We start from the raw sequence: 7,644 nt of genomic DNA, 5'->3' as shown, positions 1-7,644 counted from the left end.
TCTGCCATGCAAATCTCCAGATAGTCCTGGAAACCTTCTCGCACACGCGGCAAGCCTCAAAATACAGCCAATCCAATGGGGCGGAGACGGCGCTTACAGTTCAACGCGGGCGCGGCGTGCTGCTTCATCGACTTTCTCCCGTGCGAATCCATCATCGCGTCTGGAGTGTGGCGGAGCAGCGACGACCGTGACCAGCCTCTTCAATTCGGACAATGCCAGCAGATCGACCTGTGGCGCACCCGATGTCATGCCGGCGCAAACGACCGGATCAAGCATCCAGGCAGCCATCGAAACGACGGCACCTGACGGACCTAACACCTTGAGAAATTGGCCCGTTGCTCGATGCTCTACCCGCCGAACGTTGACCTTGCGGCCAAAATACGGATGCCAACGATAATAAACTTCCAATTCCTGACCGACATGGGCAGAATGAACGGGCAATGGCGTTAGGAAGGAAAAACTGGACCTTCGCCGGTTCCCAGCGTGGGGCCGATCGTGCCGCCGTCATGTTGACCGTCATCACCACATGCCGCCTCAACGATGTCGACCCAAAGGCCTGGCTTGCCGATGTCTTCGCCCGCATCGCCGATCTGCCCGTCTCCCGCTTGCACGAACTACTCCCATGGGAGTGGAAAAGGCTGCGCCAGGCCGAAAAAGCCTCTGCTCAGATCACCGCCCGAACCTAGTCCGCAGCATACATCAGCAATGACCCGCGCACGCGACCCAGTTCCGCGGTTCCCGGCGTATGGATACTAGTTTGGCACATAGCACCGCGCTGGAACGATTACGAATTTGCTAGTCTCCGCATAGCGTTCGTCGCATTTGGAGCTTGCCTGTTTCCGATCTAGCATCAGATATGGCGCGATATTCGGATCTTTCGTTCCCCCGAGAAGGGCCACAGAGCGATCGTTGAACGGGAGCCCAAAAACTGACAGGCTTATCATATATCGGATAGTCGGCTCAACCGAACTTGCGAGCACGGCAGTGTTTCCAAATTCATATGCAGGAAAATCATTCTGTACTGCGTCCTTAGCATAGGCGATCTGGTCATTGACGACCCACGTAGGCAAAAGCACCTGGCTTGAATAGACCCGTGCTGTCAAGAGTGAGCCAGCCACGACCGCGACAATGAAGGACGATCTGGCTCCGAGATTGTCACGCGGCAATCTGGGCATAAGAGAGCTTGCGAGCCTCGATAACGCGATTGCGCAGAGAGGCACTATGAAGAACATGTGCTTCTTAACGGCATACCAAGAACCCGCGTGGCCAACGATCAGCACGATAGCCTGAGCGACGGCGAGAATAATGGCTCCCGTGAGCGCTGCCGTCGTGACGACATCGACAAAGGTCGCTGTCTTTGAGTGGAGCGTAAACCAAAGGCTTGCGCAAGAAGTAGCAATCGCGAGGGCAACTAGATATCGAAGGCTAATGCCGAGATCCAGAGCGCCGTTATTGTCAGCCAACGCGCGCATCTCGGCGAAGGATGGGTGAACTGCCAACATGCCCAGGCTGATGAGACCGAAGGCAGCAAGTTGGGCGAATCCTTTCGCCGACATCTTTCGCTGCTTAAGAAAAAACTTCGTCTCTGAGATCACGAGTATCATGCCGGCCGTCGCAGTGAGATTTAGCGCTGGCAGTGCATGAATTGTCATAAGGACAGCGGCGACAGGGATCGTCATCCAAATCCGAATTGGCCGAGCAATTCTTTCATCCATCAGGACCACGAGTAGGCAGAAATAGAGTGCCGCGCCGACGATTTGAGAAAACAAAAAATTAGAAATGATCTCATAGCCAGGGATGGCGTGAGTAATGCTCAGCGGGGCGATTATTGCGAGAAACGGCACTATCGACCATCGCGGAAGGCGGCAAATCGCAATGCGAGATGCCGCGAAATACGCAAAATAAACTGAGATCAACGCAACGAAGCAAAGTGCCGAATATGACGAGCCGGAAAGGGCGCTTACAGCAAGAGTGAGGTAATGCGAACCTTCCGGATAGTGTGCCATAGACGCCATGTTGCCATAGCTACCAATATCTGCCCGCCAGTGGTTCGCGAGATATTCGACCACAAGGAAATGATGAGCAAAGTCGACGCTCATAGAGTAAATGTTTCTGCCGAATGCATAAAGAAGCATCACTAACGCTGTCACATGGAGAAGCGCTTTTTCGAAATTAGACATCCAAACCGGCTCTTGTTGTGGTAGCGGATGCAGATGAATATCCATGCCCCTGACAGTAGAAGTGCGCACGCTGCAAAATGGCCGCACTGCTAATGAATTCTCTTGGGTTGTCTATGCCACCATTCCTGGAAAGAGTTTTATAGTGCCTGGCACATTGGAAATACCCGATGCTCCGTGAAACTTTGCGTCGAACTGTTAAACGAGATTCTGCTCCGGATCTAGCGCCAATCCCGGATCTGACCTCGCCCCGTTGAAATAATCCATCTTGAAGCAAACTCTAACCAAAACTGCTCCAGTTCGAAGGGTTCACATCACTGACCTTCAGGCGGTGGATATCGGCTCCAACGTAGCTTCAAGGCCATCGTCCCGGGGACCGGCGAGCCCATTTTATTTCCGCGTTTGCGATGCGATCGTGATTATCAAAGCTTCCAAACTCTTAATATGCTCAGAAGCCATCTCGCCAGTTCGTTGCTGAGTCTCTACAAGGCTCCTGAGACCCGCTACCTGGTCATTGACCCTTGCTACCTGGTCACTAACCGGCTGCATCATAAACAACCTTATCCGTCCCATCGACGGACGCACGACAGGTCCCAAGAATCTTCTGTAAATCGCCAGAGCAATACGCTTTGGCGATAATCGTCGTGGACCGGCCAATAGTGCGCTCGTTTTAGAGATATCATGCGGGGCCATAGGAACCTTAGGCCGGGAACCGATTACGTGACTAATCTTTCTAACAACACGTGCCAAAGGAAGGACAATCCGCAATGCGCGAGGGCCATCCGGATCACGTAAGCTGCTGACTAGACGGTCATAACGGGCCGCGCGCGCGGCAACTCTTTGCAGGTCTCTCTGTGCGTCCTGTGCGTCGCTCTGCGCGTCGGCAATCATCGCCCTTAATCGGGTGACCTCATCCCGAGAAAGATCAAGTGATGCTGCAAGGGTGTCTGATCTGGCCTTGGCAGCCGTCAGTTTCTCGGTGAGTTCAGTATTCCTGGCGGAGAGTTCGGCCTGGTCGATTCTCAACTGTTGCGCGCCCTGATCGAATATCCCGTAATTGTCAAGGACGTTGAGGGGCATGTCAAAACGAGAAAGAAGCTCTTTATCTTCATCCCTCAAATAAAAGACGTTGATGCCGTCAAAGAATGCGCGAATATAATTGTTCGTGAGGAGTTTTGGCTCCCACTCCTGATTAACGAGCTCGTTTGACCAAGGAGCAGTCGCCTCGATCACCATAACCTGAGGACGGATCACCTTCCAATTTGTCGATCGGATGATAGCCATCTCGGCACCCTCCGCATCTATCTTAAGGAAGTTGATCGTCCGGTCTTTGGCGTACTTGGCAACCAAACTGTTCAATGTAATTGCTGAAACACGACTTATTTGTTCGGTTGACACATTATGATCATGATGCACTTCCGCTGGCATCACTTTAGACATACCAGGATTGGAGGAATTCTCGAGGAAGCCTATTTCGCCATCGTAGTCAACAACCGCCGCTTTCAAATTTACGTCGCGCGGACGAGCTCGCTCAAGTTCATCGAATACGGGCCCCGGCTCGACGTTAACACCACTCCACCCACGATCATAAAATGTCTTGGTGACCGACGCTACCGTTGGATGATATGCGCCAATGTCAATGTAGAAGCCGTCTTTTAGATCCTGAAATATTCGATTCAGGATTACATCCTCACGGTTCTGGGCATAGCTTGTAATTGTCGCTGCCATGAGAGGCGGTTTTCCATTACTACCCATAACTTCTCCCGTATCCCTTATGTTATTATTCTTGTACCCAACTAGCGATCTTTTGGCCAAAGTCCCTCCATGTCGGGATTTCGATGCCTGCGGCCTCTCCCCACAAACTTTCTGCCGCCTGATCCTTGAGCATGTGCCGGACAGCATTGGCAATGGTTTCTGGCCTAATATCATCAATCGTAAGTCTCCCACTAGGGGGAAGCAAATCAAGACTGGGTATCCCCTTCGACGCGATTACCGGAACGCCCGCGATTAAGCTTTCGTACGGAGGTATGCCGAAGCCCTCGGCAGAGCTTACGAAAATGGTGGCTCTCGAATTCTCGAGGACCTCTGCAACCACTGCATCAGTCGCGTGATCGAAGTGTCGAAAAAGTGGTCTGCCGGCTATTCGTTTTAAGATCGCCATCTCGACGGGTGCGTATACATCACTGCGACCAACGATTGTCAGCGGCGCCTCCACACCTGAATCCCACAGACTCTCGAACGCCAACATAATCGCCGCTACGTTCTTCCGCGGCTCGATGCTCCCTATAAAACTGAACATTCGCTTGCGATTGTCGAATTGCAGCTTCGGCATTGCGTAGCCATCTCCGCCTAGCGGAAAAGCAGGCCCTGCTCGCTCAGGTGCCCGAACAATTTTTTCAATGTATTCGGTTCGAGTTGCTTCACTGATAAATGATACCCTGGGAACCTCTTGCAGCGTCCGGATGTAGTGCATCAGAGTTTCGGTAGTCCTGCATGGCCAAAATTGTGGCTGTAAGAACGGAATGAAATCATACACCAGCCATGCCACGCGTGAATGAGGTGCGCGACACAGAGTCCTGTAGGCGTTCAATCGAGTAGGGTGATAATGCACCTCAACATTGAACAAGCCGCCAATGAGGTCATGATTTGAGATCGGCCCTTTTCCAGTGAGAAGGGGCATCAAACGATCGCGCTCCTCCTCTTCTGACCTGCCGTCCTTTATTTCCTGCAGGACCTGGTCCGGCAGTTCGACAAATGACTCGGTCTCATGGTCGAATCGGCAAGCAATCAAATCCGCTGGCCCAGACCAATGGTTGATGATCTCTCGCTCTACTCTCTGGATGCCACTGTGTATCGGATGCTGGACAAGCAGGGTGAGATCAATGAAAATCTGCGACACGCTCACGACGCAACATTCCTAATTCTCGAATTCAGCTTCGTATCCAAACCAAGCGATTGGCTCAGCAATTCGGCGTACCGTTTGAAACTGTGCTCCTCACAGTAAATCCGCTGCGATTCCTTAAGCTTTGCGCGATTCCGGATGCGATCAGAAATCTCCGCCAAGGCACCCGCTAAGAGTACCGGGCTCGGATGATCCGGAATTCGTAGCACATAAGAAGGCGCGTCCATTGCTTCCGCTAGATCATCATTTGCAACAGTCGGCAGTCCGGCTGCGATGCAGTCCAGCAGAGCTCCTGAAAGCCCTCCTAGAAAATGCGTTCGCAGCTGTATTCCGGCGTCGGCTGCAGTAAGAAAATCACGATAGGTAGAATCGCTGGTATACTCCGCGACAAACTCAACATTGTCCTCCAGACCAAGCTGTGCGCGCAGATCCAGAAACTTCTGATGCTCCATCGCCCACCCACCGACAAAATAGAGTTTCGCCGGTATTTTCCAGCTTCGCAGAAGTTCGATCGCCCAGATACATTCTTCGGCGCCTTTGTTAGAGTGAACAAAGCCGAACGTGGCGATGGCGAACTCCTCTTCCTTGATACCGAGCCGTTCACGTGCGCGTCTTTTTGCTCCCGGATCAAGCGGATCATCGGTCCACGGTCGGTAAATCGAAAAAGGCAGATGAATCGCTTTAGCATCAAGTCGGGCATTGACGATGTCTGTAGTGACCCGAGAATGCAGAAAAAGCGGCGACGAAACCTGAGAGAGTTCTCCGAGAAAGGTCGCCTCGAGCAATGACTCGTCGTTCATCCATCTATCGATTTCCTCGCCACTTACTAGGCGCCCCAGTTCCTTTTGCGCGACTTCCTGTGCCCGGTCCCTCCCAAGCATCAATCGATAAAAGCTCAGAAGGCGATTGTCATGCTCGATGCACGCTCCCCCATAACGAAGTAGCAAGTTGAATATCTCAAAGTGAAAATGGGAGTTGCCGACAACTCCGATTATCTTGTCATATTCGGACGACACAAAAGGAATGTCTGATACGATATTCGCTCTGACAGCACCTTCCGGCTTTGCCTCCGGAATGGCCCGTGCATAAACATCGAGGTCGACAATCTTACCGAGTTCTTTAATTGTCGCTGCGGAATAGTCTGCTACGCCCGAACGATCGGGCGGTATAGGGCTTAGGAATGCGACCCTGGGCCGAGCTCCCCTATTGACGCGAGGAACCACCACCTGTTTCCGGGCTTGCAAAAGAGCGTCCACCGCCGACCAGAAGTTCTCTGCAATATTGTCTGCCCGAAATCGCTGCCATCTGGTTGACTGGTCTTCGACGATCGCCAAACGATGAGTCGGATCTGTGACCAGCTTTTCGATCTTCGCCCTCGCTTCTTCGACGTCGTCAGGGTGGAACATAAGGTCGTCCCGCTGAACAAGTTCCGCATGCGCAGGAATCGCAGACACAACCACTGGGACGCCTGCAGCCATAGCTTCAACCACTGGAAGCGAAAATCCCTCCATATGGGCTGCCACTATGGCACCGGTAGCACCTCGATAAATTGCGACAAGATCGGTCTCTTCAACAAATCCCGTGAAATAAAGAAGCTCCGGATCCCCCCCATATTGCACGTAGAGGTCGCGCAAGCTCGCCTGCCAGTCAGGAGAGTAATTGCCGGTAACGACCAGCGCTACCCCCTGATCCTGTAACGTCCTGCTTCCAGCATGGGCCTTTATCGGACATTCGATGTTTTTTCTGGGCTCGGCTCCGCCGCAAGCAAGAACGTAGGTTTTTGGTAGTTTCTCCCTCCGCAGAGAAGCGTAGACAAGCTCAAATGCGCTATCCACCGGCGCAGAAGTGTTTGTGATTTGCTTTGCGTCGATTCCTAAGATGCGCTGCAGTTCATCCGCACTGTACTGCGAGATTGGGAAGAAATGATCGTACCGCGAGAGCCACAACATCTGAGTCTTGTAGTTCACCCGGTCTGATGCCCTGGGTAGATATCGTTCCGGCTTCAGCAGAGGGATAAAGTCATATACCACGGCTATCTTGAGAACGTCGGGATCATCTACGATGCGCCCGACAAATAACGGATCATGCGTCATTGGTGAAAGTTCGACGAATATTGCGGGTCGCGCCTCCAGGCAAGCGTATGGACTGCTGCTGACTCTATCGACAAGGCTTCGGAATGAGTCGTCTAAGGGCGGCATACCCGTATCAACGAGGCCGATTGTCGAGACCTTATTGTTTCTGCGTAGTCGGTCAATTGACCGGACCAAATTTGTAGATAGCCTGCCGACGCCGCGGTATTTGTAAGAGGAGTCTTGAAGACACCGCATGTCGAATATGATCAGTTGTTCGTTTTTGTTCATCCCGCATCCGCTCATATTGGACCCTTCTTCTAGCTGCATAAGCTGGATGCGGCAAGCGAAATGCGGTCCCATTTCTCTGGGTTCGAATGGCCAAATCTCAAGTTAAGGGAGTGTCAGGAATTCTGTGCGGTGGGCCATGATGATGAAAAGGAGCGAATCATCACATGGCTATCGAAAAGGAACTTTTGGACCAGCTTCTTGCCGG

At 52.4% G+C, this 7,644-nt stretch carries 5 protein-coding genes and 1 pseudogene; 1 reads left to right on the top strand and 5 read right to left on the bottom strand.

What is annotated here, in order from left to right; translation table 11 throughout:
* Window positions 1–93: 93 nt before the first annotated feature.
* Complete coding sequence (locus PY650_RS35675; RefSeq protein WP_285884777.1) at window positions 94–288, bottom strand: hypothetical protein; 195 nt, start codon at window positions 286–288, stop codon at window positions 94–96.
* Between the two features lie 146 nt (window positions 289–434).
* On the opposite strand from PY650_RS35675, the pseudogene PY650_RS35670 reads away from it, so the two are divergent.
* Window positions 435–686: pseudogene (locus tag PY650_RS35670) on the top strand (transposase domain-containing protein); the annotation flags it as partial.
* A 66-nt stretch (window positions 687–752) separates the two neighbouring features.
* Here PY650_RS35670 and PY650_RS35665 read toward each other — a convergent pair.
* The 4 genes from PY650_RS35665 to PY650_RS35650 form a co-directional block, all read right to left on the bottom strand.
* Window positions 753–2,225 (bottom strand): hypothetical protein, encoded by a 1,473-nt coding sequence (locus PY650_RS35665; protein WP_285884776.1) that lies wholly within the window; start codon window positions 2,223–2,225, stop codon window positions 753–755.
* Between the two features lie 342 nt (window positions 2,226–2,567).
* Complete coding sequence (locus tag PY650_RS35660; RefSeq protein WP_285884775.1) at window positions 2,568–3,905, bottom strand: FkbM family methyltransferase; 1,338 nt, start codon at window positions 3,903–3,905, stop codon at window positions 2,568–2,570.
* A 52-nt stretch (window positions 3,906–3,957) separates the two neighbouring features.
* Window positions 3,958–5,082: a glycosyltransferase gene (locus PY650_RS35655; RefSeq protein WP_285884773.1), complete on the bottom strand. Its 1,125-nt coding sequence runs from the start codon at window positions 5,080–5,082 to the stop codon at window positions 3,958–3,960.
* Window positions 5,079–7,172 (bottom strand): glycosyltransferase, encoded by a 2,094-nt coding sequence (locus PY650_RS35650; protein ID WP_285884770.1) that lies wholly within the window; start codon window positions 7,170–7,172, stop codon window positions 5,079–5,081. The genes PY650_RS35655 and PY650_RS35650 overlap by 4 nt, the downstream gene beginning before the upstream one ends.
* Window positions 7,173–7,644 lie beyond the last annotated feature (472 nt).

It is taken from the genome of Martinezella calliandrae (assembly GCF_030272695.1).
Lineage (GTDB): Bacteria > Pseudomonadota > Alphaproteobacteria > Rhizobiales > Rhizobiaceae > Rhizobium > Rhizobium calliandrae.
The sequence above is the reverse complement of the archived record's forward strand: the minus strand, read 5'-3'. Positions and strand labels throughout refer to the sequence as shown.